The organism is Pseudoduganella dura, from assembly GCF_009727155.1.
In the GTDB taxonomy this organism is placed as follows: Bacteria; Pseudomonadota; Gammaproteobacteria; order Burkholderiales; family Burkholderiaceae_D; genus Rugamonas; species Rugamonas dura.
This window is the reverse complement of sequence record NZ_WNWM01000002.1, coordinates 740,165-766,456: the sequence shown is the minus strand read 5'-3', so window position 1 is coordinate 766,456 and position 26,292 is coordinate 740,165. Positions and strand designations below refer to the sequence as shown.

22 protein-coding genes, 4 tRNA genes and 1 pseudogene are annotated in these 26,292 nt (G+C 65.2%); 11 read left to right on the top strand and 16 right to left on the bottom strand.

The genetic code is table 11. From position 1 onward, the window contains the following. Positions 1-29: 29 nt before the first annotated feature. Positions 30-578, bottom strand: a complete 549-nt coding sequence (locus GJV26_RS03535) for an FxDxF family PEP-CTERM protein (RefSeq protein WP_155707618.1) — start codon at positions 576-578, stop codon at positions 30-32. Between the two features lie 342 nt (positions 579-920). Here GJV26_RS03535 and GJV26_RS03530 point away from each other — a divergent pair, with 342 nt between their 5' ends. From GJV26_RS03530 to GJV26_RS29755, 3 genes are all read left to right on the top strand, one after another. Further along, positions 921-1,802, top strand: a complete 882-nt coding sequence (locus tag GJV26_RS03530; RefSeq protein WP_155707617.1) for a LysR family transcriptional regulator — start codon at positions 921-923, stop codon at positions 1,800-1,802. Between the two features lie 292 nt (positions 1,803-2,094). After that, positions 2,095-2,256, top strand: a complete 162-nt coding sequence (locus GJV26_RS29760) for a hypothetical protein (RefSeq protein ID WP_173346130.1) — start codon at positions 2,095-2,097, stop codon at positions 2,254-2,256. A 14-nt stretch (positions 2,257-2,270) separates the two neighbouring features. Continuing rightward, positions 2,271-2,429: a hypothetical protein gene (locus GJV26_RS29755; protein ID WP_173346129.1), complete on the top strand. Its 159-nt coding sequence runs from the start codon at positions 2,271-2,273 to the stop codon at positions 2,427-2,429. Between the two features lie 125 nt (positions 2,430-2,554). On the opposite strand, the gene GJV26_RS03525 is transcribed toward GJV26_RS29755, so the two are convergent. The 8 genes from GJV26_RS03525 to GJV26_RS03490 form a co-directional block, all read right to left on the bottom strand. Beyond that, positions 2,555-4,858, bottom strand: coding sequence for an ATP-dependent DNA helicase (locus tag GJV26_RS03525; RefSeq protein WP_155707616.1), 2,304 nt, complete (start codon positions 4,856-4,858; stop codon positions 2,555-2,557). Next, positions 4,843-6,498, bottom strand: coding sequence for a VRR-NUC domain-containing protein (locus tag GJV26_RS03520; RefSeq protein WP_155707615.1), 1,656 nt, complete (start codon positions 6,496-6,498; stop codon positions 4,843-4,845). The genes GJV26_RS03525 and GJV26_RS03520 overlap by 16 nt, the downstream gene beginning before the upstream one ends. Positions 6,499-6,700: 202 nt before the next feature. Beyond that, a complete protein-coding gene (locus GJV26_RS03515; protein WP_155707614.1) occupies positions 6,701-7,249 on the bottom strand; it encodes a phasin family protein in 549 nt (182 codons plus the stop codon). A 36-nt stretch (positions 7,250-7,285) separates the two neighbouring features. After that, the gene (locus GJV26_RS03510; protein WP_155707613.1) at positions 7,286-7,516 is read right to left on the bottom strand and encodes a hypothetical protein; all 231 of its coding nucleotides are present in this window, start codon (positions 7,514-7,516) and stop codon (positions 7,286-7,288) included. After that, positions 7,513-9,699, bottom strand: coding sequence for an ATP-binding protein (locus GJV26_RS03505; RefSeq protein WP_155707612.1), 2,187 nt, complete (start codon positions 9,697-9,699; stop codon positions 7,513-7,515). The genes GJV26_RS03510 and GJV26_RS03505 overlap by 4 nt, the downstream gene beginning before the upstream one ends. Positions 9,700-9,808: 109 nt before the next feature. After that, positions 9,809-9,893: transfer RNA gene (locus GJV26_RS03500), tRNA-Leu, on the bottom strand. A gap of 43 nt (positions 9,894-9,936) precedes the next feature. Next, positions 9,937-10,021, bottom strand: a tRNA-Leu gene (locus tag GJV26_RS03495). Positions 10,022-10,092: 71 nt separating this feature from the next. Then, entirely contained in the window at positions 10,093-10,944 is an 852-nt protein-coding gene (locus tag GJV26_RS03490) for an NF038122 family metalloprotease (protein WP_155707611.1), read from the bottom strand. Between the two features lie 281 nt (positions 10,945-11,225). Here GJV26_RS03490 and GJV26_RS03485 point away from each other — a divergent pair. Continuing rightward, positions 11,226-12,183 (top strand): annotated as a pseudogene (locus GJV26_RS03485) (IS1595 family transposase). Between the two features lie 119 nt (positions 12,184-12,302). On the opposite strand, the gene GJV26_RS03480 reads toward GJV26_RS03485, so the two are convergent. After that, positions 12,303-12,387, bottom strand: a tRNA-Leu gene (locus tag GJV26_RS03480). Between the two features lie 227 nt (positions 12,388-12,614). Beyond that, a tRNA-Leu gene (locus GJV26_RS03475) sits at positions 12,615-12,699 on the bottom strand. Between the two features lie 312 nt (positions 12,700-13,011). On the opposite strand from GJV26_RS03475, the gene rnr reads away from it, so the two are divergent. From rnr to GJV26_RS03455, 4 genes are all read left to right on the top strand, one after another. After that, positions 13,012-15,711, top strand: coding sequence for a ribonuclease R (gene rnr, locus GJV26_RS03470; RefSeq protein WP_229419156.1), 2,700 nt, complete (start codon positions 13,012-13,014; stop codon positions 15,709-15,711). Positions 15,712-15,783: 72 nt separating this feature from the next. Continuing rightward, the gene (gene rlmB / locus GJV26_RS03465) at positions 15,784-16,530 is read left to right on the top strand and encodes a 23S rRNA (guanosine(2251)-2'-O)-methyltransferase RlmB (RefSeq protein WP_155707610.1); all 747 of its coding nucleotides are present in this window, start codon (positions 15,784-15,786) and stop codon (positions 16,528-16,530) included. A 166-nt stretch (positions 16,531-16,696) separates the two neighbouring features. Beyond that, positions 16,697-17,431, top strand: coding sequence for a serine O-acetyltransferase (cysE, locus tag GJV26_RS03460; protein ID WP_155707609.1), 735 nt, complete (start codon positions 16,697-16,699; stop codon positions 17,429-17,431). A gap of 8 nt (positions 17,432-17,439) precedes the next feature. Further along, entirely contained in the window at positions 17,440-18,153 is a 714-nt protein-coding gene (locus GJV26_RS03455) for a YceH family protein (RefSeq protein WP_155707608.1), read from the top strand. On the opposite strand, the gene GJV26_RS03450 is transcribed toward GJV26_RS03455, so the two are convergent. From GJV26_RS03450 to GJV26_RS03435, 4 genes are all read right to left on the bottom strand, one after another. Further along, positions 18,134-18,631 (bottom strand): cyanophycin synthetase family protein, encoded by a 498-nt coding sequence (locus GJV26_RS03450; protein ID WP_155707607.1) that lies wholly within the window; start codon positions 18,629-18,631, stop codon positions 18,134-18,136. The genes GJV26_RS03455 and GJV26_RS03450 overlap by 20 nt on opposite strands. A gap of 204 nt (positions 18,632-18,835) precedes the next feature. Further along, positions 18,836-19,900 (bottom strand): hypothetical protein, encoded by a 1,065-nt coding sequence (locus GJV26_RS03445; protein WP_155707606.1) that lies wholly within the window; start codon positions 19,898-19,900, stop codon positions 18,836-18,838. Further along, positions 19,897-20,754: an ABC transporter ATP-binding protein gene (locus GJV26_RS03440; RefSeq protein WP_155707605.1), complete on the bottom strand. Its 858-nt coding sequence runs from the start codon at positions 20,752-20,754 to the stop codon at positions 19,897-19,899. The genes GJV26_RS03445 and GJV26_RS03440 overlap by 4 nt, the downstream gene beginning before the upstream one ends. Beyond that, entirely contained in the window at positions 20,751-21,110 is a 360-nt protein-coding gene (locus GJV26_RS03435) for a GntR family transcriptional regulator (RefSeq protein WP_155707604.1), read from the bottom strand. The genes GJV26_RS03440 and GJV26_RS03435 overlap by 4 nt, the downstream gene beginning before the upstream one ends. Before the next feature lie 623 nt (positions 21,111-21,733). Here GJV26_RS03435 and GJV26_RS03430 point away from each other — a divergent pair. Further along, a complete protein-coding gene (locus GJV26_RS03430) occupies positions 21,734-24,004 on the top strand; it encodes a bifunctional SulP family inorganic anion transporter/carbonic anhydrase (RefSeq protein ID WP_308807616.1) in 2,271 nt (756 codons plus the stop codon). Here GJV26_RS03430 and GJV26_RS03425 read toward each other — a convergent pair. Continuing rightward, a complete protein-coding gene (locus GJV26_RS03425; RefSeq protein ID WP_308807615.1) occupies positions 23,971-24,789 on the bottom strand; it encodes a DUF72 domain-containing protein in 819 nt (272 codons plus the stop codon). The two genes, GJV26_RS03430 and GJV26_RS03425, sit on opposite strands and share 34 nt — an antisense overlap. A gap of 25 nt (positions 24,790-24,814) precedes the next feature. Between GJV26_RS03425 and GJV26_RS03420 the strand changes: the two genes are divergently transcribed. Further along, complete coding sequence (locus tag GJV26_RS03420) at positions 24,815-25,381, top strand: DUF1439 domain-containing protein (RefSeq protein ID WP_155707602.1); 567 nt, start codon at positions 24,815-24,817, stop codon at positions 25,379-25,381. Positions 25,382-25,476: 95 nt separating this feature from the next. Then, a complete protein-coding gene (locus tag GJV26_RS03415; protein ID WP_155707601.1) occupies positions 25,477-26,235 on the top strand; it encodes a tetratricopeptide repeat protein in 759 nt (252 codons plus the stop codon). Positions 26,236-26,292: the final 57 nt, after the last annotated feature.

The following is a 26,292-nucleotide window of genomic DNA, read 5'->3' as shown; positions in this document are numbered from 1 at the left end:
GCGGCGGGTTTCTTGCGAGGGTGCTTCGATCAGCCCAGTTTGTTGTCGGTCTTGCGGCGTGCCGTGAAGGCCAGCAGGCCGATCCCCACCGCCAGCATCGCATAGATTGTCGGTTCCGGTACCGGGGCCAGGTTCAGCGTGCCCGTGTAGATGCCACCGGTATTGGCGGTCAGCGTGTTGCCCGTTACGGTGAAGCCATAGGAGCCGGCCGACAGGGCCTCGACTGGATAGAATTCGATGCCGCCATCGGTGGTAAAGACGGTTTCCAGGTCGGTACGGTTGCCGTCGTCGGCCTCCCAGAAGAACTGGATGTCGGTGATCGCGTAGTTCGCCAGCCGGGCGCCGTTGATCGTCGTGCGGCCGACCACGGCGGTACCGGATGCCCAGGAGGTCGTGTCGACATCGAATAGGTAAGTGTCGATGTTGACGTCGTCCGACCATGCATGCTCGGCTGTGAAGCTGGCATTGCCGTCGGCGTTGAAGGTGAGGGTGGATTGAGCGGACGCAGCGCCAGAGGCAAACAGACCTGCGGACAGCAGGAGTGACCCTGCCACTTTGCTGAACAAAGCTTTCTTCATTTCGATATACCCCTTCGAATCGATTGTTGTTGCGAAGTAATAGCTTATCGGTGCAGCAACAGCTGCCTCGTCGGCGGCTGCGGCATTGTCGGCGGGCCTGCAGACAGCCCTGCAACCATTTCTAATAGCCTGTTAGAAATATAAGTTTGCATTCCTGCTAACATTATCAATATAGGCCGGCCGACGGTCTCGTTACTTCATAACTGAAAGGTGCTGTTACGATTTTTTCTGACTCAAGGGCGGAGCTGAGTATCAGCCAAAGGTCAAGAAAAATTTATTTATTGCAGAGTGGCGCGATCGTGACGCTCTGCCGCGCACCTTCTGATCCGTATAATCCCGCCCATGGACATCAATTCCGACGATCTGCACACTTTCGTGACCGTGGTCGACAGCGGCTCGCTGAGTGCCGCGGCGGTACACCTGGGCCAGACCACGTCCGGGGTCAGCCGTGCACTCGCGCGGCTGGAGGACAAGCTGCAGACCTCGCTGCTCACGCGCACCACGCGCCGCATGGAGCTTACCGAGGAAGGCCAGCTGTTCCTGGACCGGGCACGCCGCATTCTGGCGTCGATCGAAGAAGTCGAGGAATGCATCCGCATCCGCCGCCAGCAGCCGGCGGGCAGGTTGTCCGTCGATGCCGCGTCGCCGTTCATGCTTCATTGTGTCGTGCCGCACGTGGCCGAATTCCGCGCGCTGTATCCTGAAATCCGCCTGGAGCTCACCTCGAACGACCGGATTGCCGACCTGATCGAGCACCGCACCGACATCGCGATCCGTATCGGCACGCTGAACGATTCCACGTTGCACGCACGACCATTGACATCGAGCCCGCTGCACGTGCTCGCCAGCCCCGCCTACCTGGCGCGCCACGACACGCCGGCAAAACCCGAAGACCTGGCACGCCATGCGCTGCTCGGATTCGTGCAATACGAGCAGGGCAATGTCTGGCCTTTGCGGCACGGCGCCGGCGACAGCCTGGCGATCGCGCCGGCACTCGCCGCGTCGTCCGGTGAAACGCTGCGCCAGCTGGCGCTGGCCGGTGAAGGCGTCGTGTGCCTGGCCGATTTCATGACTGCCGGCGATATCGCCACCGGCCGCCTGGTACCGGTGCTGGCAGCGTTCAACAACGGCCACCGCCAGCAGATCCATGCCGTCTATTACCGCAACACGCAGCTGGCCCAGCGCATCAGCTGCTTCCTCGAATTCCTGCAGCGGAAGCTGTAGCCGCAAGCAGCATCCCCGCTCGCCCGCGGTGGCTGTAGGCGCCTTCCCACATTTTCACGCGCGAAAGCGCTGGCCGGTTTGTTCGCTGGCGCACGGTCGTTTTTCCGGTGCCTTACTAAGATGGAGTTGCGTGATTGATGCACCGTGCAGCGATCAGGATATCGAAAGGTTCGCGAAAGCAGGTTCGCTCGTCCGCAGGCACGCCGGCCCGCCTCAAGTGCCGGCACCAGAATTTTCGACCAGGCAGCACGCACCCCGCGGGACGCGGGCGCGAACATAACAGGAGGTCATCATGTTGACGACACAGAGCAACCATCCTTCGAAGGAAGCGGTGCGTGAATACCTGGAACGCAGAAATCATGACGCGGAACCGCCGCCGACCCCGGAGGAAATCCGGCGTCAGCTCGGATGGGGCCTCGTGATGTTTGACCAGAAGTACGACGGCAGATCTTAAAACAGGAGAACACAATGACGCACCGGATCGGCAACAAGGATGTAGCGCAGATGCGCAGCAAGGAAGAAAAGAAACGCACCCGTGCCTTCAACAAGGCGATGGAAGCGGAAAAGCAGGCCATTGCCCGCGCCAAGTACCGCAATGAAATCAAGGGCTACGGCATGCCTGCCTGAACGGGTTTCATCATCCTCACTACCCACGGTGCGCCGTGGGTTTTTTTTCGCCTTTCGGCTGGCGGCCAGGCGCTGCGCCTGCCGGAAGGTCCGCGCCGTCATGCGGCAGCGGCCCGCCAACGGGGTCAGCGCGGCACGTGCCACCAGGCAGGAAGGAGGGCGCGGATATCGGGCCGCGCGAAGCGGTCGTCGATCAGGTGGACGGTGCCCGTGTCGGTGGTGGTGCGGATCACTCGGCCGGCCGCCTGCACCACTTTCTGCAGGCCGGGATACAGGTAGGTGTAGTCGTAGCCGGCGCCGAAGATGGCCTGCATGCGTTCGCGGATCCGCTCGTTGACGGGATTGAGCTGCGGCAGGCCCAGCGTGGCGATGAAGGCGCCGATCAGCCGCGCGCCGGGCAGGTCGATGCCTTCGCCGAACGCGCCACCCAGCACCGCGAAACCGATGCCCTGGCCCGTCTCGGTGAAACGGGCCAGGAAGGCGTCGCGCGCGGCTTCGTCCATGCGGCGCGGCTGGCGCCACACGGTCACGTGCGGGTGCTCCCGCTGGAACAGGTCGGCCGCCTTGTCCATGTAGTCGAAGCTGCTGAAGAAGGCGAGGTAATTGCCGGGCATGCGGTCGTACTGCCCGCCCATCAGCGTGGCGATCGGCGCCAGCGAGCGGTCGCGGTGCTGGTAGCGGGTGGAGATGTGCCCGGCGATGTGCACCGTCAGCTGCGCGGCCTGGAACGGCGACGCCACGTCGACCCACGCCGTGTTGGCCGGCATGCCCAGCGTGTCGCTGTAGTAGTTCCATGGGCTCAGCGTGGCCGAGAACAGCGCCACCGAACGCGCCGCGGCGAAGCGGGGCTGCAGGAACGGCGCCGGCACGATGTTGCGCAGGCACAGCACGGAATTGACGCGCGTGCCGCCGCCGTTGCCGGTGCCGTGGTTCGCTTTCGTCACGTCGAACACCGAGTGGTCGCCGAAGCTCTCGGCCAGCCGCGTGAAGTGCAGCACGGCGAAATAGAACTCGAGCACGTCGGCATCGAACCATGCCGGGTTTTCCGCCATGTAGTCGCCGATGTCGCTGGCGGCCGTCTGCAGCGCATTGACGAGTTTTTCGGGCAGCGCGTCGTAGGCGTGGTAGTCGTCGCCCTGGTCTTTTTCCAGCGCGGACCACTGCCGGTGCACCCGGTCCAGCGCCTTCTTCAGCGCCGCCGGCGCCGTCTTGCGCAGCAGCCGCAGGCCGGTGTGTTCCAGCTCCGCCGAATACATCTTGCGGGCGCGCGACACCATGTTGTGCGCCTCGTCCGCCAGCACGCCCACTTTCCACTCGTTCATCACGGTCAGCGAATACAGCATCGCCGACACGTCGAAATAATAGTTGTAGTCGCCCACGATCACGTCGGCCCACCGAACCAGCTCGCTTTGCAGGTAGTACGGGCACACGCCGTGCGCCAGCGCGACTTCCCGCACGCCGGCGCGATCGAGCATCGGCTGCCGCACGGCGGCGGCACGGGCCGCCGGCAGCCGGTCGTAGAAGCCGCGCGCCAGCGGGCAGGACTCGCCATGGCACGATTTGTCCGGGTGCTCGCACGCGGTGTTGCGGGCCGCCAGTTCCAATGTGCGCAGCGGCAGCAGCGGCGCGCCGGCCTTGATGTTTTCCACCGCATCGAGCGCCATGCGCCGCCCGGAGGTTTTCGCGGCCAGGAAGAAAATCTTGTCGAGGCCGTGCGCGGGCGCCGCCTTCAGCAGCGGGAACAGGCTGCCCACGCTCTTGCCGATGCCGGTCGGCGCCTGCGCCAGCAGCGCGCACGAGCGGGCGCTGGCCTTGAACATGGCTTCGGCAAGTTCGCGCTGGCCGGGGCGGAACTCGGCGTGGGGAAAGCGCAGCGCCTGCAACGCCTCGTCGCGCGCGGCGCGGTGCGCCAGTTCGCCTTCCGCCCAGGTGACGAACGATGCGCATTGCGCTTCGAACCCGGCCCGCAGCGCCGCCGCATCGTGCTCCTCGACGAGATGGGTTTCCTTCTGCGTGCCGATATCGTAATAGACCAGCGCCAGCCGCAGGCCGGCCAGCCCGCGCGCCGCGCACAGCAGGTGGCCGTACACCTTCAGCTGCGCCCAGTGCAGCGCGCGGTGGTTGCTGGGCATGCGGTCCAGGTCGCCGCGGAACGTCTTGATCTCCTCCAGCTGGTTGCGTTTCGGGTCGTAGCCGTCGGCGCGGCCGCGCACGTGCAGCGGGCCGAACATGCCGGACAACGTGATCTCGCGCTCGTAGTCGTCGTCGCGCCGCGACGTGACCACGCTATGGCCGGCAACGCCTTCCTGCGCGGTGGGCGAGGGCGTGAAGCGCAGGTCGAGGTCGCCCGCCTTGGCGGTGAACTCGCACAGCGCGCGCACGGCCACGGTGTACCGGGGCGTCTCCGGTGCCGTCACTGGGTTGCCCATTGCAGGTAGCACACCGTCACGGGCATCCGGTGCTGCGCGCAGTAGTCGATCCAGCGCAGCTGGTTGTCCTGCAGGCGGTCGCCGGGGCCCTTCACTTCGATCATGTTGTAGCGCCGCTCGGCCGGCCAGAACTGGATCAGGTCCGGAAAGCCGGTGCGGTTGGCCTTCACGTCCTGCAGGATGCGCAGGAACGACTGCTTCAGGTGCGCGGCCGGGATGCAGTGCAGTGCCAGGTCGAGCAGGTTGCCATCGAGCGCGCCCCAGAACACGAACGGCGACGAGATGCCGCGCTTGGCTTCGAGGTTGCGCCGGATCGTGGCCGGATACGTGCCGTCGTCGAGTTGCGCCAGGCAGGCATCGAACTGGGTGGTGCGGCGGCGGTGGAAATCGGCGCTGTGCAGGTCGGTCGGGCCATGGTGGAACGGGTGGAAGAACGCGCCGGGAATGGCGGCGAACACGGCGTCCCAGCACAGCAGGCCGAACAGTGAATTGATCAACGCGTTCTCGACATAGAACACGGGCGCGGCGTCGCAATGCAGGTGCTCGCGCACCACGCCTTCGACCCACCACTGGCCGTCCGGGCGAGGCAGGGCAAGGTCGAGCCGCTCGGGCGGCACCGCCTTGGCCGCCGCGCCGCGCGGGTGGCCCAGGCGGCGCGCCAGCCGCGGCGCCATGCGCAGCAGGTGCTGCCGCTCAGCCTCGCTTTCCGGCGCCGCCATCGCCCGCTGCAGGCGCTCCCAGGCGGGGCCGAACTGTTCGTCCTTTTCCAGCACGCGGATGGCCCGGGCCCGCGCGCCGGGATAGGCGCACCCGCTGTAGAGCTCGCAGGCACCGGCCCATTCGCGCAATTTTTCCAGCTGCTGGCCCAGTTGAAACAGCAGCTTGTCGCGCCGGCTGGCGAGCCATTCGTTGTCGGTGCCCGGCGGTGGCACGTCGGGCAAGACGTCGAGCGGATGTTCGCCGTTGCCGAAGCGTTCGCGGCAGGCATGCAGCCGCAGGTAATCCTCGATGTCGCGGCGTGTGCGGAAACCGCGCGCGGCCTGGGAAATCTCCACGGTCTCGAAGCGGAACACGCCGAGGTCGGACAGCACGAATTCCGTCCAGTCCTGGTGGTAATTGCCGAAGAAGATCAGCCGCAGCCGGTCGCACAGCGGTTTGGCGACGATGCGGTAGGCCTCGTCGCACGGCGCATCGCCCCCGTCCCCATGCCAGGCCGAGAACGGCCGTTCGCCGTCGTGCTGCGCGCGCAATGCTTCGCGCTGTGCTTCCTTGCGGGCCGAGCGCAGCGTGCCGGTCAACGCGAACGCCAGGCACAGCTCGGGCTTTTGCAGCAGGTCGAACAGCTCGTCGAGCGTCACGGGCGGGTCGATGACGATCCAGCCGGCCTCCGCCAGGGGCGCGGCGGCGCTGCGCGCACAGCCGATCTCGTCGTAGACGAGCTTGGAGGCACGGAACAGTTGCCCCTTGCGCATCACCATCCGCACGAACAGTGCGCGCGACGCCTTGGGCAGCGCCGGGAAGCGGGCGATGAAGTCGCGCTCCTCGTCGTCGAGCAGGTCGGCGTAGCGTTCGCCGATCCATTCGAGCACCCGGTGGAAATTATCCAGGTAGTAAAAGAGGTTTTCCAGCACGGGTTTCATCGGCACTGCGGGGCAAAAGGCGATACGGGAGTAAAAATCGGACCAAGGATCGGAATGAGGATCGGAGCAAGGATCGCAACAGGAATCGGACGCGGAAAAAAGCGGCGGAAGAGCGAAAGGCTGTATTTATATACAGTCTATCGCTTCTGCCGCCGCTTGCCCACTTATTTTTACGCGACGGCAACAGGCCGTCGCCGTTACATCAATGCTGGGTCTGCTTGCCCTGTTGTTCGGCGAGCGTTGCCGCCTTGGCCAGTTGCTGCTCGAACGCGCCCACCGCCTGGCGCGTGGCCTTGGTGACTTCCTCGTAGCCCTTGAACGCATTGTCGATGGCTGTCTTGACGATTTCCACCGCGTTTTCCGAGCCGGGCCGCACGTTCTTCGTCACGTCGTAGATCAGCGCGGAGAGGTTGGTGCGCGCTTCGGCCAGGTGGGCTTCGGCGGCATTGGTGAACTCGGAATGAATTTCAGTGAGGATCTGGCCGAGCTGGTGGTTGTATTCGGCGACATTGGTCAGGTTCTGCATCCGGGCGCTGGCGGCCGCCATGGCCGCTTTCGGATCGGAGGTCTGGCTCATTTCCCTGCCGGTGGCCAGGCTTTTCTCGACGCCGCTCCTGGCCGTATCGATATTGAGCTGCACAACCTGCTCGAGGCCTTGCACGGCCTTGCTGGTCAGCGTATTGAAGGTTTCGAGCTGGAACTCGAACAGGGCTTTCGTCGCTTGGGCGAACTGCTCGGGATTCTGAAACATGTCTCCTCCTCTGTGTGAAAAAGCATTGTCGGCCCATTATTGAACACGAATCAACTTCTCGCAACGGGAATCCTTGTAGGGACCCAACAGCTTGCGCCAGCCGGGGCCGAGCGGGGTCTGCGAACACACCTTGGCGCTGTCCGTCACGCTTTCCCACAGCCACCAGTGGGCGGGGGCGGCGCTGGCGGCGCCGGCCAGCAGGCACAGCGCTAAAACAAGGGAAAGGAGCAGGGAATATGGCAAAGGACAGGGCGGGGCAGGTTTCATTGCGGAGCGACGGCAGGCAGCGTCATCGTGAAGGTGGTGCCGGTGCCCGGCATGCTGCGCACGGCGATCCGGCCGCCGAGCACGCCGGTGACGATATTGTGGGTCACGTGCAGGCCGAGGCCCGAGCCGCCGGCACCGGGCCGGGTGGTGAAGAACGGATCATACACCCGGTCGAGATCGGCGGGAGCGATGCCGGCGCCGTTGTCGGACACGGACAACGCGATCGTGTCGTCGTCCAGCGCGCCGGCGGCAAGCGTGACGACGCCGTCGCTGCGTCCGTCCAGCCCGTGCATGACGGCATTCTCGAACAGGGCGGTGATCGCTTGCCCGAGCGGGCCCGGGTAGCTGTCCATCGCCAGGCCGGGCGCGACATCCTGCACCACGCGCGGCCGTGGCGGCGCCGTGCCGGCGGTCAGCGGCAGCACCAGTTCGCCGATGAATTCGTCGAGCCGGAAGCGGCGCCGCTGCGAGCTGGCGGTGTCGACCGCCACTTGCCGGAAACTGGTGATCAGGGCGGCGGCTCGCCGCAGGTTGCGCACCACGATTTCATCGGCCTCGCCGGCCTGGGCCACGTACTGTTCCAGGTCGGAGCGCCGCAGCCCGGCGGCCAGGCCCGCGCGCAGCGCGCCCAGGCGCTCGCTCATCGCGCTGGCAACGGTGAGCGTATTGCCGATCGGCGTATTCAGTTCGTGGGCCACGCCCGCCACGAGTCCGCCCAGCGCGGCGAGCTTGTCGCGGCGCACCAGTTCGTCCTGCGTCTTGCGCAGGTGGTCCAGCGCGGCGGCCAGTTCGGTGCTGGCCAGTTCGGCGCGTTCCTTGGCATTGCGCAGTTCGGCGGTGCGCTCCGCCACCAGGTCTTCCAGGTGATCGCGGTGGCGCGCCAGTTCCGCCTCGCGCCGGGTGCGCCCGATGGCGATGCCGGCCAGGTGCACGGCCACGGCGATCAGCCGTTCGTCGTCCCCGCGGGGCAGGCGCACGTCGCGGTAATAAATGGCGAACGACCCCAGCACCGTATGCGTATCGGTCATGATCGGCATGGCCCAGCACGCGTGCAGGCCCTGCCGCATCGCAACCTCGCGCCAGCCGTCCCAGCGCGGGTCGCGGCCGATGTCCGCCGCAACGACCGGTTCGCGGCAGAACATCGCGCGGCCGCATGAGCCGACTTCCGGACCGATCGCCACGCCGTCGAACACATCCATGAACCCGGGCGGCAGGCTGGGAGCCACGCCGCCACGCATGGTGGTCCCGTCATCGTCCAGCAACATCACCGTGCACACGAGGCCGGGCGCCTGGCCCTCGATCAGGCGCAGCAGCTTGTCCAGGATGGCCGGCAGCGGCGCGCCGCGCGCGATCATTTCCAGCAGTTCGTTCTGGCCGCTGCGCAGCGCTTCCGCGATGCGCTGGCCCGTCACGTCCGCCACGCGCATGTGCAGCAGCCGCAGGCCGTTCTTTTCCAGCACCACCAGGCGCAGTTCGCCGTCGATGTGGCGCCCGCTGTTGTGCTGGAACGTCAACGGAAAGATGCGGATATCGCCGGACAGGCCGCGTGCGACGAGCGCATCCACGACCTCGGCCGACGGCGTGCCGTCGGGCTGGCGGGGTGGACACAGGTCGGCCAGCCGCATCCGCATCAGTTCCTCGCCGCCGCGGCCGAACATCCGCTCGGCGTTGCGGTTCACGTCCACCGGCAGGCCGCGCGCCGCGTCGAACAGGATGATCGCGTCCGGCGAGCCGGCCAGCAGCGCGTGGTAATTGACTTCCAGCGTGCCGGTATCGAGCGGGCCGCCGACCGGCAACCAGGCGTTGCGCGCCGTCAGTTCGACCGTCACCTTCTCCACCACGTCTTCGGGCGCGCAGGGCAGGCGCAGGTAGCCGGCGGCGCCGGCGCGCAGCGCCTGCCGCTGTTCCTCGTCGGACGGCGCGGCCGACATCACGAGTACGGGTGCCGCGCCGGCCAGGCGCGCGCACAGTTCCATCCGGGCGCTGCCGGCCAGTGCCGCGTCGAGCAGGACGAGCGCCACGCCGTGTTGCGGCGACGGCGCGCGCATCGCCGCCAGCGCGGTGTCGCCGCGGTTGACCACGCCCACCTGGAAGCCGGCGCGCGCCAGCAGGCCTTCGAGCGCGGGAAAGCCGGTGGCGCTGGCGATGAGAATGGTATTCGGGGTATCGGGTGCGGTGGACATGGGCAAAGTGTAGACCATGTGAAGGCGGCGTGACCAATGGTAAAACGCCGCCGATTCCTGCGAATCGGCGGCGTTTCAGGGTTTTTTGCAAACCCGGTATCCGGTAGAGTGGTGCCCACGGAGGGACTCGAACCCCCACACCTTGCGGCACATGGACCTGAACCATGCGCGTCTACCAATTCCGCCACGTGGGCACTGCTGCATTGCATGTCACTTCAGTGTATCGAAAACAGGACTTGGTGCCCACGGAGGGACTCGAACCCCCACACCTTGCGGCACATGGACCTGAACCATGCGCGTCTACCAATTCCGCCACGTGGGCCCTGTTTTCTTTACTTCGTTGCGGTGTTCAGCAACAGAAGGCACGCATCTTAAAGGCCGCCAGCGGATCCGTCAACCATCATTTTTGTTTTTGCGAAATGTTTTCCCGTTCCGTGCGACCGAGCGGGAGGCAGGGCTGCCAGGCTGCAGCATGCCGGCCGCGGGCATTACCCGCGTCGATGGTTCCGGCATTGGCCAGATGTCCCACCCGATGGCGTCCAGCGCAAGCGGGTCGTGCTGCGAGATCGCCAGCGCTTCGCCCGGGTCGGCCGTGGGGTCGATCAGGCCGAAATGCGAGTCCTCCCGCCAGTACTCGTGGGCGGCCATGCCGGCGAAACCGGGACTGTTCTCGCCGATGCCGTCATGCGCGTCGAAGTCGAACGCGAATTGGCTGTCGAACCCGATGAAGGCGTCGCACGCGCCCGAGCATCCGGCAAGCGCCTGGTCGGCCGGCTTCAGGCCGACCGCCCTGGCCTGGGCGGTGGTGACACGCGCCCCGGTATTGTTCGCGTCGCCGTCGTCCAGATACGGGATGCCGCTGCCCGCGCCGTGCGGGCTGTTGGACGTGAAGCCGAGCAGCATGTCGAAGGAGTCGCCCCGGGGGAGGCTGCCGATTGCCAGGGCGTCGTCGAACGAGGTGAGGTCGTCCGCCAGGGCCCGGCGGAACGTGGCGTAGGGGTAAGGCTGCCGGGCTGACCGGGGCGTGCCGAGAAGCCCCGGCGCCAGCGGATGGAAGCCGGCCGTCAAATCGACCGTCACGTTGTCGTGCAGCAGGTTCGACCACAGCGCGGCTGCCGCCCTGAAGCCTTGCCGGGCTTGCGGCGACGTGCCCTCGGTAAACATAAAATTGAATAGCGGTGCGGCGGCGGGGCCGGCGGCAACGAACGCAGCGGCCAGGGCGATGGCCGTCAACAAGATCCTCATGGCGTACTCCCGTTTGATTGGATACTGCGATCACGCAATTACCATGCGCGGTGGCCGTGCCAGAGGGAGAGGGCGCGCAAAGGCATGCGAATGCCTGTCGGGCCGGTGCCGGGCGTAAAGGAAGCCGACGCGGCGGGAGCAGGAATGCGGTGCGGGCATTTGTGAAGGACGGGCATCGGAGACGGAAAGCAAAGGCGCTGTTAGCGGTAAATCGGGGAACCAACCAGATCTGGCACTGTCTCACTCCCTGTTGAGGTAACTCATCCAGACGAGGAGCGGTCATGGACCCTGCCGGTTTTGCTGGACTGTTTCACTCCCTGACCCAGGACCGGTTGATCGACCAACAGGTCGTCAGTCTGCAGGCATGGCTTGAGGCACTGTCGTCGCGTGACAGTTGCCTTGGCCTCATCGAGCAGGCCGCCGGCGAGTGCCCTTGTCCGCATTGCGGCAGCAGGCGGCGTCACCGCTGCGGCCAGGCCAATGGCCTGCAACGTTATCGCTGCATGGCGTGCAGTCGCAGTTACAACGCACTGACCGGCACGCCGCTGGCGCGATTGCGGCATCGCGGCAAATGGCTCGTATCGGCAGTGCCTGCTCGATTCGCGTACCGTGCGGGAGGCCGCCCGGCGCGTCGACGTGGCGCGGTCGACGAGCTTCAGATGGCGCCACCGGTTTATCGCCGGGGTGCGCCGCGAACGGCCCGCGCAACTGGCAGGCATGGTCGAGGTGGACGAAACATATTTATTGGAATCGCAAAAAGGTGCACGAAAGTTGAGCCGCCCGGCACGGCGGCGTGGCGGCACGGCGGCGCGCCGCGGCATCAGCCGCGAACTGGACTGCATTCTGGTTGCCCGCGACCGAGCCCGAGTTACGCACGAGTTTGTTACAGGGCGCGGGCCGGTCAATGCGCGGCAGCTGGTGCTGCATCTGCTCCCAATATTGCATCGCGACGTGCTGCTGATCAGTGACGGCGCCAAGGCATACGTGACTTTCGCGCGTGCTGCCTGCATTACTCACGAAGCCGTCAATGTCCGGGCCGGCATCCGTGCCTGGGACGCGATTCATCTCAATAACGTCAACGGCTGGCACAGCCGCTTCAAGACCTGGCTGCGCCGCTTCAACGGCGTGGCCAGTCGCTACCTGGCCAATTACACCGGATGGCAACACGTGCTCGACGCTGCCGAACTGGCACTGCCGCTGCAGTGGCTTCGCGTGAGCGTCGCAAGGATCAAACGCTAAAGACCAGTTTGCTGAAGAAGTTCCGTGCCTTGAAGCAATGCACAGTTAATGCGAACAGCGCCAAAGCAAAAAAGCCGCGGATCTCGCGATCCGCGGCTTTTTCACTGTATCCGGTAGAGTGGTGCCCACGGAGGGACTCGAACCCCCACACCTTGCGGCACATGGACCTGAACCATGCGCGTCTACCAATTCCGCCACGTGGGCACTGCTGACTCGTTTTTCGCTGCGCTGTACTGCAACGAGGCACGCATCATAACGGCCGGGACGCCATCGGGCAAGTGGTATTTATGCTTTTTGGGAAATATTGTCACCCGGCCCTGGCATGCGCCCGTAGATGGAGCGTACGCGAACAGCGCCAATGAAAAAAAGCCGTGAATCGATCGATTCACGGCTTTCTGTCTGGACCTGGAAAGGCCCGGTATCCGGTAGAGTGGTGCCCACGGAGGGACTCGAACCCCCACACCTTGCGGCACATGGACCTGAACCATGCGCGTCTACCAATTCCGCCACGTGGGCATGCATCACAACTCTTGCATCACAACTTACTGCATCATAAACAACGCTTGCAACTGCTGTTATGATAGTGCCTTGGAGAGTTTTGCGCCAGATGAACTTTCATTCCACGCTGCACATCGACTCTTTTACAGCTCCCCGCATCGCTGCGAGAGACCGGATTATAGAGCAAGGCTGGCGAATGTCAAAGGGCAATGTGAGGTGCTCCGTGCGCACACTCGATTGGGCTATGTTAGGCAAACCGCCGCACCTCCGGTACACTACGCTGCCACCTTTCCATCACGATCATCCCACTAATAAGATCAAAGAACAGTTTTGAACCAGACGATCCATACCATCCCAAGCCGCGAGGAAATCCTCGGCATCTTCCGCAGCGCCAATGCGCCGCTCGACCTGCGCACGCTTTCCATGTCGCTCGACGTGAAATCCGAATCCCAGGAGGTGCTGACGCGCCGCCTGAACGCAATGGAGCGCGACGGCCAGATCCGTTCCGACGGCAGCGGCTTCTATGTACTGGCCGACCATTCCGGTTTCGTTTCGGGGCGCGTCAGCGCGCACCGCGACGGTTTCGGTTTCGTGATTCCCGACGAACCGGGCGACGACCTGTTCCTGTCCGAGCGCGAAATGCAGAAAGTGCTGCATGGCGACAAGGTGATGGCAAAGGTCACGGGCTTCGACCGCCGCGGCCGTCCCGAAGGCACGATCGTCGAGGTGGTGCAGCGCGGTAACACGCACATCATCGGCCGGTTGCTGAAGGATAACGGCGTGTGGATCGTGGCCCCCGAAGACAAGCGCATCGGCCAGGACATCATCCTGTCCGGCTCGCCCGGCAAGGCCAAGAGCGGCCAGATCGTCAGCGTCGAGCTGACCGAGCAGCCGGGCCGCTTCAAGCAGCCGGTCGGCCGGATCGTCGAGGTGCTCGGCGACATGGACGATCCCGGCATGGAAATCGAGATCGCCGTGCGCAAGTTCGGCGTGCCGCACGTGTTTTCCGACGGGGCGCTGAAGCAGGCCGGCAGGCTGCCGGACGTGGTGCATGAAAAGGACTGGGGCGAGCGCGTGGACCTGCGCGACGTGCCGCTGGTGACGATCGACGGCGAGGATGCGCGCGACTTCGATGACGCCGTGTATTGCGAGCAGGTGAAGGTGGGCCGCACCAATGCGTTCCGCCTGATCGTGGCGATCGCCGACGTGTCGCACTATGTGAAGCCGAACGATGCGCTCGATACCGATGCGCTCGAGCGCAGCACGTCCGTGTACTTCCCGCGCCGGGTGATCCCGATGCTGCCGGAAAAGCTGTCGAACGGGCTGTGCTCGCTGAATCCGGCCGTCGACCGCCTCACGCTGGTGTGCGACGCCGTCATCACCGCCCAAGGGGAGATCAAGGCTTACCAGTTCTATCCGGCCGTGATCCACTCGGCCGCGCGCTTCACGTACACCGAAGTGGCGGCGATCCTGTCGAACACGAAGGGCCCGGAAGCGGCCAAGCGCGCGCACCTGGTGCCGCACCTGCAGGACCTGTATGCCGTCTACCACGCGCTGCTCAAGGCGCGCCTGGAGCGCGGCGCGATCGATTTCGAGACCACCGAAACCTATATCGTCTGCAACCCGGCCGGCAAGATCGAGAAGATCATCCCGCGCACCCGCAACGATGCGCACAAGCTGATCGAGGAATGCATGCTGGCCGCGAACGTGTGCGCGGCCGACCTGCTGCTGCGCCACAAGCACCCCGGCACCTACCGCATCCACGCCGCGCCGACCAAGGAAAAACTGACCCAGGTGCGCGAGTTCCTGAAGCAGGTGGGCCTGACGCTGGCCGGCGGCGACACCCCGGTGGCCGGCGATTATGCCGAGCTGATGCGCAAGATCAAGGAGCGCCCGGACGCCAGCCTGCTGCAGACGATGCTGCTGCGTTCGATGCAGCAGGCCGTCTACAGCCCGGAAAACATCGGGCACTTCGGCCTGGCGTACGAAGCCTATGCGCACTTCACCAGCCCGATCCGCCGCTACCCGGACCTGCTGACGCACCGCGCGATCAAGGCGATCCTGCAGGGCAAGAAGTACGAGCCGAAGGTGGAAGACAAGAGCCTGCTGAACACCACGATCTCGAACGCCACGCGCCGCCAGCAGGTAAAGGACAAGGCTGCCGGCAAGGAGCCGAAGGCCGCCCGCGACCTGACCGTGTGGGATGCGCTGGGCGTGCACTGCTCGGCCAACGAACGCCGCGCCGACGAAGCGTCGCGCGACGTGGAAGCCTGGCTGAAGTGCTACTTCATGCAGGACAAGCTGGGCGAGGAATTTTCCGGCCTGATCACCGGCGTGACCACGTTCGGCATCTTCGTGCAGCTTGACCAGCTGTTCGTCGAGGGCCTGGTGCACATCACGGACCTGGGCGCCGACTACTTCCAGTACGACGACGCCCGCCACGAACTGCGCGGCGAGCGCACCGGCAAGCGCTACCAGCTGACCGACCGGGTCACCGTGCAGGTGGTGCGCGTGGATCTCGAAATGCGCAAGATCGACCTGCGCCTCGCGCCGAGCGAAACCGAAGGCATGGCGGCGCCGGCGGCGCCGCGCGGCGGGCGCAAGGGGCAGGCGTTCGAGGACGACGGCTTCGGCGACGAAGGCGGCAAACCGCGCCGCGGCAACACGCGCGGCGGTCCATCGCGCAATGGCGCGGGCGGCAAGGGTGGCGGCGGTGGCGGCGGTGGCGGCGGCAAGGGGGCCGGCCGCGCCTTCGCGCAGGACAGCGCGCCGCGCAAGGTTGCCGACGAAGCCGTTTCGCCATACAAGGGCAAGGCGAAACGGGGCGGCAACGACGATGTGGCCGAGCCGGTAGCCGCCGCTCCGGCCCCTTCCATTTCGCTGCTGCCGCAGTTCGACTTCGAAGCGAAGCCGAAGGGCCGCGCCAAATCCACCGCGCCGGCCAAGGGCGGCAAGACCCAGACGGCTGCGGGCTCGGCCGCAAAGCCGGCAGCCGCCGGTGCCGGCAGCAAGACCCGCAAGAAACGCTGATTTTTCGCGCCGCGGCAGCCGCCGCGGCGCATCCTCCGGCGAACCCCGTTCGCCACATAAGAACCACGTACCATGTCCAAGAACAAAATGATTTTCGGCTTCCATGCCGTCACCTCGCGCCTGCGCCATGAAGCATCGTCGGTCGAAGAGATCTTCGTCGACGCCACGCGCGACGACCGCCGCATGAAAGACCTGGTCGCCAACGCCAAGGCGGCCGGCGTGCGCGTGATGCCGGTCGACTCGGCCCGCCTCGACAAGATCGTCGGCACCCGCCGCCACCAGGGCGTGATCGCCTTCGCTTCGCAGCTGGCGCTGGCCCGCAACCTCGACGAGCTGCTCGATGCGATCGAAGGCCCGCCGCTGCTGCTGGTGCTCGATGGCATCACCGATCCGCACAACCTGGGCGCCTGCCTGCGCGTGGCCGACGGTGTCGGCGCGCATGCCGTGATCGTGCCGAAGGACCGCGCGGTCGGCCTGAACGCCACCGCGGCCAAGGTGGCCAGCGGCGCCGCCGAGACCGTTCCATACATCACCGTCACGAACCTGGCGCGCACGCTGCGCGAGCTGAAGGAGCGCGACATCTGGCTGATCGGCACCTCCGACGACGGCGAGAAGGGCCTGTACGATGCCGACTTCACCGGCCCGACGGCGCTGGTGATGGGCTCCGAAGGCGAAGGCATGCGCCGCCTCACGCGCGAAACCTGCGACATGCTGGTCAGCATCCCGATGTTCGGCTCGGTCGAGAGCCTGAACGTCTCGGTCGCTTCCGGCGTCTGCCTGTACGAAGCGCGCCGCCAGCGGATCGCCAGGGAAGGCTGACAAGGTTTCCGGCTGCCAGGCCGTCACCCGGCTGCCGGCCCGGGCCATCGCGCATGCGGGCGGCCCGGGCAGGCATTCGTCGCCATCCATCGCTGCAGCAAGCCCAGCCTGCACACTGCCTGCCGATGCGCTACCATCGAGCTACCGCCCCCGACTCCGTGCAACCATGTTCCGCCACCTGCGCCAAGACATCCGCAGCATCATCGAACGCGATCCCGCCGCCCGCAGCGCCTGGGAGGTGCTGACGTGTTATCCGGGCCTGCAGGCGATCATCGCCCATCGCGCGGCGAACTGGTGCTGGCGCCATGGCCTGAAATGGCCGGGGCGCTTCATCGGCTACCTGGCGCGCATCGTTACCGGTATTGAAATCCATCCCGGCGCCACGATCGGCCGGCGCGTCTTCATCGATCACGGCTTCGGCGTGGTGATCGGTGAAACCGCCGAGATCGGCGACGACTGCACGATCTACCAGGGCGTCACGCTGGGCGGCACGTCGCTGTCGCCGGGGACCAAGCGCCATCCCACGCTCGAGCGCGGCGTGATCGTCGGCGCGGGCGCCAAGGTGCTGGGCGGCTTCACGGTGGGCGAGTACGCCAAGGTGGGGTCGAATGCCGTGCTGCTGAAACCCGTGCCGCCGGGCGCCACGGCCGTCGGCAATCCGGCCCACATCGTGCGCAAGCACGACGGCCATGCGGAGCGCCTGTTCGCGGCCTATGGCGTGACGCCGAACGGCGACGACCCCATGTCGAAGGCGCTGCACGGCCTGATCAACCATGCGGCGGCCCAGGAACAGCAGATCGAACGCATCGTCGCGCTGCTGAAGGCGCATGGCATGCATAGCGGAGAAATCGATGCGGTCGGCAAGGCCGACCCCGCGCAATTGAACAAGCTGGTCGATTAAGGAAAATCATGACAGACGTAGCAAACAATCCGGCAGGAAATGCCCCCGCGCCGGACGCGCAGACCGATACGCTGGACCCGTTCGAAATCCGGGTGCTGGCCGTGCTGGCCGAGAAGGAAGCGCTGACGCCCGATAACTATCCGATGTCGCTGAACGCGCTCACCAACGGCTGCAACCAGCTGTCGAGCCGCGACCCGGTGATGCAGATCTCGGAAGACACGGTGGCCGACGTGCTGGCCCGCCTGACCGAGCGCCGCCTCGTCAACGCCGTGACCGCCGCCGGCGCGCGCGTCACGAAGTACGAGCACCGGATGCGCATCAAATGGTCGCTGGAACAGGAAAAGCTGGCCGTGCTCACGATCCTGATGCTGCGCGGCCACCAGACCGCCGGCGAGATCCGCACGCGCACCGGCCGCCTGCACGAATTCAAGTCCGTGGCGGATGTGGAGAACGCGTTGCAATTCTTGATCGACAAGTATCCGCCGGTCGTCGCCAAGCTGGCGCTGGCACCCGGCACGAAGGAGCCGCGCTATGGCCAGCTGCTCGGTGGCGAGATCCAGCTGGCGCGGGAAGAAGCGGGCTACGGTACCGCGTCACTGGCGCCGGGCGGCGCGTCGCGCGGCGATCGCGTGGCCCAGCTGGAGCTGGAAGTGCAGCAGTTGCGCGCCGACTATGCGGCGCTGGCGGAGCAGTTCGAGCAGTTCAAGCGGCAATTCGAATAGGCGGCGCACCGGCCGCGGCGATACCGCGCAATTCTGCCAGGCCATCGGCCAGCGGGAATGTCTCGCTGGCCAGCAGGCCGTCCACCAGCCGGATGGCCAGCGCCAGCGCGGCATTGGCCACGGTGCCGCAGCGGAACGGCAGGATCAGCCGGTAACGGCCCGGCATTTTCGGCACGCCGCCGACAAAGCCCATCATGACTTCATCACCCGTGAGGCGATGCAGCTCGATCGCCACGCTCTGGATCAGGCGTGCCAGCTGCAGGCCGCGGCCGGGGGCATCGACATCGTCGCCCACCACGCCGATCAGGCTGCGCCCCTGGCGCAGGCCCGGCAGCGCCTGCTTCAGGCGCGTGCGCAGGTTCTGCATGTCGCTGGCGGAGAAGGGAGTAGGGTGGCCGAGATCGAGGATGCTCAGCAGGCAGGGCTCGGTGCAGTAACGGTTGGCACCGTCGAGATAACGCTGGTCGATTATTTTCATTTTGTAACCATCCTTCAAAAACAACAACCAACGCGAGACCGGAAGGTCTGGCGCTGGTGGAATGGTTGCATTATCTCAATGGGGAGGGCCGGGCGGCATCGGTGCGGGTCTGGTAGCGCTGTAAGACAGGGCTTACAGCTGAGCAGTGAGCCCCCGCGCTGCTGTTTTTGTCGCCGCCCGGCAATCGGATCGCAGTCCCTGTGTTCAACCCTCTTCGCGGCGGCTGCGCAGCCAGATGGCGCCGGCGATCATCGCGACGCCCGCGGCCACGCCGACGATCATTTCCGGCGTTGCCACGGCAGCCCATGACGATTGATAGATCAGGTCGAATGCCGCCGCCGGCCCCTGGGTGTTGGCGGCGATATCCATGTCGCGCGCCCGCTCCCGGACGCCGCCGGCCATCAGCCAGGTACCCGGCATCACGCCGATCAGCAGGCGGCTGATGAATTTTTCGATCAGCCATCCGGTGTCGACGGCTTGCCGCAAGCCCTTCTCGGCCCAGGCGCAAAGGATCATCGCAATGGCCGGCACGCCTACCGCCCACAGGAATGCCTTCGAACGGGCCCAGGCGGAAACCAGCAGCAGCCAGCCCACAGTCGGCAGCGCCCAGAGCGCATACACCGGCAGCAGCGAGAACATCTTCAGCGGCCCGAGCCAGAACTGCGGGTGCGACAGCACCGGCGGGAACATGTTGACGCCCTTGAGGGCGAGCGCCGTCATGCCGATCGCCATCAGGATCAGCGACGTCGCGAGCTCCACCACGATGATCAGCAGCGGAATGCCCAGCAGCGCCACGGCCGCCTTCGACAGCACCGTCGCGGTATCCGATACGGGCAGCGATTTCCAGAACAGGATGCTGCGGTCGCGCCGTTCGTCGTACAGCGCGCCCAGGCTGTAGAAGAACACCATGAACGCCAGCGACAGGTACAGCGGCAGCGCGCTGACGGGCGCAGCCGCCACCAGCCCGGCGGCCAGCTGCTGTTGCTGGCGCTCGCCCAGCTGCACTTTCATGCCTTCCATCGAGGTGGTCACGCCATCGACTTCGATCGTGCTGTTGTGCCCGGTAACCGCCAGGGCCAGCACCAGCACGATCATCAGTGCCGCGATCGCCAGCGGCACCCAGGTCAGCATGCCCTTGTGCTCCCAGATTTCACGCCGGATCAGCCACCCCAGCGTTTGCGACATCGGCTTGCGCAGGGGCAAACTCGGCGGGGTTTCGTGCAGGGGTTCTTGCACCGTGTCCGGCATCGTGTTGCGCATCGTGTTCATTCGTAGCTCCCCTTCATGCTGGCGACGAACAGGTCCGCCACGCTGGGCGTGCGCAGTTCGCCGAGGTTTTCAAGCTGCTGCCGCGGCACGCCGTCGAACAGCATCACGCTCTTGCCGAACACGGTGCGCTGCGTCAGCGGCTGCAGGGCGGCGGCGGCGGCGGTGTGCTGCGGATGCACCATCACTTCCGTGTACCGTTCGCCGATCTCTTCCATCGAGGCGGCCAGCGCGATGCGGCCTTCGCGGATGAACAGTACGTCCGTAAGGATGTGCTCCACTTCCTCGATCTGGTGCGTGGTGATGACGATCGTCTTGTGCTCGTCGAAGTAGTCTTCCAGCAGGTTCTGGTAGAACTGCTTGCGGTACAGGATGTCCAGGCCCAGCGTGGGTTCGTCCAGCACCAGCAGCTTCGCGTCGATCGCCATCACCAGCGCCAGGTGCAGCTGCACGATCATGCCTTTCGACATGGCCTTGACGCGCATGTTTGGCGCCAGCTTCGTGCCGGCGATGTAGCGTTCGGCCTTGGCGCGGTCGAAGCGCGGGTGGATGCCGGCCACGAAATCGATGGCCTCCTTCACCTTCAGCCAGCGGGGCAGGATCGCCACGTCGGCGATGAAGCACACATCGTTCATCAGCGCGTCGCGCTGCGTGCGCGGGTCCAGGCCCAGCACCGACAGCTCGCCGTCGAAGCGGCACAGTCCCAGCGCGGCCTTCAGCGTGGTGGTCTTGCCGGAGCCGTTCGGCCCGATCAGGCCCACGATGCGGCCCGGCTGCACTTCGAAACTCACGCCGTCGAGAGCGGCCTGCCTGCCATAGCGCTTGGTCAGGTTGCGGGCGGTAATGACGGCGCTCATGCCGCGCTCCCCGGCTGCGCGGTGCGCAGCAGCTGGTCCATGTCCAGGCCGAGGCGGCGGATGCGTTCGACCATCGCCGGCCATTCCTCGCGCAGGAAGCGCTCCCGTTCCGTTGCCAGCAGTTTTTCCACGGCGCCATCGGTCACATACATACCCAACCCCCTTCGTTTTTCCACCAAGGTTTCATCGACCAGCTCCTGGTAAGCCCGCGACACGGTGATCGGGTTGAGCTGGAAATCGGCCGCCACCTGCCGCACCGAGGGCAGGGCATCGCCGGGCTTGAGCAAGCCATCGAGCATCATGCCGACCACCCGCTCCTTCAGCTGGCGGTAGATCGGCGCATTGTCATTCCACATACATGGGTCCTCCGGAATCGGTGAGTTAATGAAGTGGTGTTGTAGTGAACTATAACACCATTTTTTGACGATGCAAGAAGTTCTTGCTGCGTTGCATCGCAACATGTTTCTCGCCGCCTCCGCACCCGCACCCGCGTCGTGCGAAAAGTTTCCGGAAACCGGGGTCTGACCCCGGTTTTCGGAAACTTTCCGTGTCACGCCAGGGAGTTACTTCCGGTGCAGACCTGTGCTCCCGGAGGAGACGGACAACTGCCGATCAATCTTTATTTCTTTTTTCTCCTATATTCATCGCATATATATCGATCATGCGTCGTAATTATTTCACTTCGAGACCCGCATGTTTGCACGCATTTGAATTTACAGGATACTAATAAAAATATCCTGAGATAAAAATAACCTTGACGAAACTTTTATTTCATCGCTATTCGCCAGGCATTCAATTGCGCACCGCAAAAAACGCGTGTTATATTGTTTCGGCAGATGGGGCGCCCTTTACACTTCCGGTTTCTATCAGAGAGTGATCGCGGTGCTTCGTTATTCATTGCCGGTGTGGCACTCTCCAGTCGGGAGTGCTGCCGTCCACGATATTCGGTAATCATCGATTCTTATAAAAGATTCGTGGAATGAGGGGCTGGTGCGTACGACTGATCATGAATCGAACGCGTGTCGCCATGAATATCCATCAATTGAAACAAGATATCCCCGCGGGGATCGTCGTATTTCTCGTCGCCTTGCCGTTATGCCTGGGGATTGCACTTGCCTCCGGCGCGCCTTTATTCTCGGGGATTATCTCCGGCATTATCGGCGGTATAGTGGTCGGGTTGATCAGCGGTTCCCATACCAGCGTCAGCGGGCCGGCCGCCGGCCTCGCGGCGGTGGTGCTGGCGTCGATTACCAAACTCGGCGCATTTGAAATCCTGCTGGCATCGATCGTGATCGCCGGCTTCCTGCAACTGGCAATGGGCATCCTGCGTGCCGGTTTCATCGCCAATTACGTGCCGTCCAACGTCATCAAGGGCCTGCTGGCCGCGATCGGCATCCTGCTGATCCTGAAGCAGATCCCCCATGCGCTCGGCTACGATGCCAACAACGCCGACGAGTACTCGTTCTTCCAGGCCAACGGCGAGACCACGCTTTCCGCGCTGGGCAGCGCGCTCGGCAGCATCACGCCCGGTGCGGTCGTGATCGCGGCACTGTCGATGCTGGTGCTGCTGTACTGGGATCGCACGCCTTTGAAAAACGTCAAGCTGCTGCCGGCGCCGCTGTTCGTCGTGGTGCTGGGCGTGACGCTGCACATGCTGTTCAGCCGGTATGCGCCGGGCATGGGCCTGGAGAAGTCGCACCTGGTCGAGATTCCGCCGCTCGACGTGGGCAACCTGGGCGCTTACCTGAACTTCCCGGAGTTGCGTCATTTCGCCAATCCGGACGTGTGGTTCGTCGGCGCCACGATCGCCATCGTGGCGTCGCTGGAAACGCTCCTCAACGTCGAGGCGGTGGACAAGCTCGATCCGCGCAAGCGCGAATCGCCGCCGAACCGCGAACTGGTGGCGCAAGGCGTCGGCAACATCTTCGCCGGCCTGCTGGGCGGCCTGCCGGTAACGTCGGTCATCGTGCGCAGCTCGGTCAATATCCAGACTGGTAACGCAACCAAGGCTTCGGCCGTGCTGCACGGGCTGCTGCTGCTGCTCGCCGTGCTGGTGTTCAGCCCGGTGCTGAACCAGATTCCGCTGGCCGCGCTGGCGGCGATCCTGATCATGACGGGCTACAAGCTGGCCAAGGTCACGCTGTTCCGCGACATGTTCGCCCGCGGCGCGTCGCAGTTCGTGCCGTTCGCGATCACGGTGGCCGCCATCGTGTTCACGGACCTGCTGATGGGTGTGCTGATCGGCCTGGCCGCCAGCCTGTTCTATCTGCTGCGCAGCAATTTCCGCAACCCGTTCTCGATCGAGCAGTACCGCCTGCATATCGGCGAAGTGATCAAGATGGAATTGCCCAACCAGGTGTCGTTCCTGAACAAGGCCACGATCAAGACCGCGCTGTGGGACGTGCCGCCCGGCTCGAAGGTGCTGATCGACGCCACCAATGCCGACTACATCGACAGCGACGTGCTGGAAACGATCGACGACTACCGCGTGGCGGCGGCCGGGCGCGACGTGCAGCTGAACGTGATCGGCCTGCGCGACGAGTACAGCCTGGCCGACCCGATCCAGTTCGTGCCGGCGCTGGACAAGGAAACGCAGACGCGGCTGCGGCCCGAGGAAGTGCTGCAGCTGCTCAAGGACGGCAACGAGCGCTTCCAGGCCGGCCGCTGGATCAAGAAGTATTACCTGCACCAGGTCGATGCCACGGCCGGCGGCCAGCATCCGATGGCGGTGGTGGTCAATTGCATCGATTCGCGCACGTCGCCGGAAATCATCTTCGACGCCGGACTGGGCGACCTGCTGACGATCCGCATCGCCGGCAACGTGATCAGCGACGAGATCATCGGCAGCCTGGAGATCGCGCACAAGCTTGGCGCCAAGCTGATCGTCGTGAAGGGCCACTCCAGCTGCGGCGCGATCGGCCTGGCGCTGAAGAACGAGCACGCCCACAGCATCGGCACGATCACCGGCAAGATCCAGAGCTCGATCTGGCAGTGCCAGTGCGCCACGCATGGCACCCACATACCGGCCGGCAAGGAACTGCTAGAGCTGGTGACGCGCCAGAACATCGAGAATTCGCTGGCCGAGATCGTTGCCGGCAGCGAATACCTGCGTCATTGCATCGAGCGCGGCGAGATGGGGCTGGTCGGCGCGTACCACGACATCGCCACCCGTACCGTGGAGTTCGGCGAACTGGTGACGCCGGACCAGTTCGACCGCTACCGTTCGGACAAGGCCGGGCTGGCGGCTTGATCGGCCAGGCCGATCAGCTCCAGCGCATTCGACGTGGCGGCACCGCTCGCGGTGTTGTCGAGGATGCACCAGGAGCCGGGGTGCCGCGCCAGCCAGGCGCGCACCTCGTCCATCCGCTCGGGCGTATAGCGCGAGTAATAGATGCGCGGGTTGCCGTGTAGCCGCACATATGCCGGCGCGGCCGTGGCCTCGAACGCGCCCGCGTAACCGACCACCGGGTCGGCCAGCACCCGCGTCACGCCGGCCTCGCGCAGCAGCGCCGTTGCATCGGGCGTGAACCAGGTGGCATGGCGCGCCTCGCACGCGAGCATGCAGGTGAAGCGTTCCCGCAGCGCGGCGAACAGTGCGTCGGCGGCCGCCGCATCCAGCGCCAGGCTGGGCGGCAACTGGACCAGCACCGCACCGAGCTTGTTGCCCAGCGCACCGGCTTCTCCGGCAAAGCGGGCCAACAGCTCATCGACGCCGTGAAGCTTTGCTTCGTGCGTGATTGACTTGGGCAATTTCACCGAAAAGCGGAAGTGGGGCGGCGTGGCGGCGGCCCAGCGTTCGTAGGTCTTGGGCTGGTGCGGCCGGTAGAAGCTGGTATTGATCTCGGCGGCGTTGAACACGGCGCCGTAGCGTTCGAGGTGGCTGCCTTCGGGCGGGAAGGCGCCCCAGGTCTCGCGCGGCAGGCTCCAGCCGGCGGTACCGATATGAGCGGAGAGCGGTTGCATGCCCCAACGGTACGCCGGCTGCGCGCGCGCGACCGTACGCTTGCGCACATCGGCGCACCGATCGGCTATCATCCGCACTCTTGCCATGAGAGGATGTATGCCGATCGAATCGAACGCACGCAGAAGACTGCTGATCCTGCCCCTTGCCGCCGCGGCCATGCTGGCAGGTTGCGCGAGCCTGACCGGACCGCGCGAAGTGGAGGTGCCGCTGGAGCGCCTGCAACGCGGCTTGAACGAGCGCTTCCCGCTGCAGCAGCGCGCGCTCGGCGTGTTCGAGCTGCAATTGTCGCGGCCGCAGGTCGCGATCCTGCGCGACAACGACCGGCTGGCGCTTGCCGCCGATGTCGCCGTCACGTCGCCGCTGCTGCGGCAGGCGTTGCAGGGCAGCGTGTCCCTGTCGGGCCGGCTGCTGGTGGACAACGTGCGTAACGCCGTGGTGCTGAGCGATGCCCGCATCGAGCGCTTCACGGTGGGCGGCACCGATGCCGGCACGCAAGGCCAATTGACGGCTGCCGCCAACGTTGTCGTCGAACGCATCGTGCGTGACGTGCCCGTGTACCATTTCCGGCCCGACGAGCTGCGTTATCTCGGCGTGCAATACGTGCCGACCACGATCCACACGACCCGCAACGGCCTCAGCGTGCGCTTCGAGCCGGCGAAATAACGGGATTGCCCCAGCCATACCGGCTTGCATCGGCTAAGTTGTACGAAGGAATCGAAATCCCTACAATGAGCGCTCGTTGAACAGTGGAGAGTGCCATGGCGATTCTGGGAATAGGGCTGCATGTGCTGGTGGCGATCTTTTTTGCCGTGCACGCGATTCGCAGCCGGCAGCAGATGTACTGGCTGATGATCCTGTTCATGTTTCCATTGCTGGGCAGCGTAGTGTATTTCTTCGGCATCTACCTGCCCGACTCGCGGCTCGAACACGGCGCCCGCAAGATGGCCGCCGGTGTCGCGAAAGTGCTGGACCCCACCCGCGAACTGCGCGAGGCGCATGAAGCCTTCGCCTTCACCCCCACCGCGCAGAACCAGATGCGGCTGGCCAACGCCCAGCTCGAAGCGGGCAATCCCGAGGCCGCCGCCGCCACCTATGAAGAATGCCTGCATGGCGCGTTCGCCGCCGATCCGGAGATCCGCTTCGGTGCCGCGCGCGCCGGCTTTGCCTGCGGCCGGCATGCCGAAGCGCTGGCTCACCTCGAGCAGCTGCGCCGTGCCAGCCCCAATTTCCGCCCGGAGCAGACCAGCCTGCTGATGGCGCGTGCGCTGGCCGGCGCCGGCCGCAACGACGAGGCCCGTGCCGAATTCGAAGCCGCCGTCGGCCGCCACGGCAGTTTCGAAGCCAAAGCCGAATTCGCGATCTGGGCGGCGGGTGCCCGCGAATTCCAGCTGGCGCACCGGCTGCAGAACGAGCTGCAGTCGACGATGGACCGCTGGAGCCGCCAGACGCACACGATGAACCTGCCGCTGGTGCGCCGCCTCGAGGCGGCGTTTGCCGGCGTGCCGCGCCAGAACTAGGCCGTCGGCCAGACCGGTATTACGTATTGGATGAAGTAGTAACGCGAGAAGTAGTAA